Annotated in this window: 2 protein-coding genes; both read left to right on the top strand. The window is 72.4% G+C overall.

Going from position 1 to position 1,034, the window contains the following annotated elements:
• A partial coding sequence (locus DSP71_RS22695) for an ATP-binding cassette domain-containing protein (protein WP_220151101.1) occupies positions 1-468 on the top strand: 468 nt, incomplete at its 5' end.
• On the top strand, positions 465-1,034 hold a 570-nt coding region (locus DSP71_RS08465; RefSeq protein WP_258546336.1), incomplete at its 3' end, for an ABC transporter transmembrane domain-containing protein. The genes DSP71_RS22695 and DSP71_RS08465, both read left to right, overlap by 4 nt.

The following is a 1,034-nucleotide window of genomic DNA, read 5'->3' as shown; positions in this document are numbered from 1 at the left end:
GCGGGAACGGTCGAGCTCGACGGGCGTCCGCTCCAGCCGAGCGATGTGGCGGTCGTCTCGCAGCGGCCCGTCCTCTTCGCCGGCACCATCCGGGAGAACATCGATCTGTTCGGTGCGGATCGGGAGGACGTCGAACGCGCCTGTGCCGCGGCGGGTGTGCTCGACGAGATCAGGGCCATCCCCGGCGGCTTCGAGGCGATGGTGGCGGAGGCCGGGACGAGTCTGTCGGGAGGACAGCGCCAACGCCTCGCCCTCGCCAGAGCGCTGCTGGCCGGTCGTCCCGTGCTGCTCGTCGACGAGCCGACCAGCGCCCTCGACGACCGCAGCGCCCTGACCGTCGCCGAGACGCTCGAACGCGTCGCCGAAGAGAGGATCGTGCTCATGATCAGCCACCGCCCCGAGGCGCTCGCCCGCGTGGCCGACGTGCGGGTGCTCCGTGACGGGGTGCTCGTGGAGGAGGCTCCGTGACCTCGTCATGGGCCATCCTCGCCCGGCTCCTTCCGCCGCTGCGACCGGAATGGCGTCGCATCATCGGCAGCTACCTGATCGCCACCACGAGTCTGTGCGCCCTCGCCGCCATCGGGGTGCTCACCGCACTCGGCGTCGGCGGCGCCGTCGTTCACGGCACCTGGCCTCCGGCTGTCTGGTGGGTGGCGCTCGGTGCCCTCGTGCTGCTGCGCACCTTCCTCACCTGGCGGGAGATGGACGTGTCGCACGCCCTCGCGTACCGGGTGCTGGCGCGGCTGCGGATGGCTCTCTTCGACGCCTACTCCCGGAGCGTTCCGGGGCGGCGCCGGGAGCATTCGGGCCGCGCGGCCTCCGTGGCGATGACCGACATCGAGAAGCTGGAGTTCTTCTACGCGCACACGGTGGCGCAGATCGGAGCCGCGCTCACCCTGTTCCTGGGAGCCGTGGTCTGCGCGTTCGTCGTGATGCCCGTGGCGGCGCTCGTGATGCTCGGCGGAGCGGCCGCCGTCGCGCTCACCGCCTGGGCGGGAGCAGGTCCGGCGCGCCGGGTGGGGGCGCGCGAGCAG

It is taken from the genome of Microbacterium sp. H6 (assembly GCF_003314775.1).
Taxonomy (GTDB): Bacteria; Actinomycetota; Actinomycetes; order Actinomycetales; family Microbacteriaceae; genus Microbacterium; species Microbacterium oxydans.
Note: the sequence above shows the minus strand (reverse complement) of the source record. Positions and strands in the feature narration are given on the sequence as shown.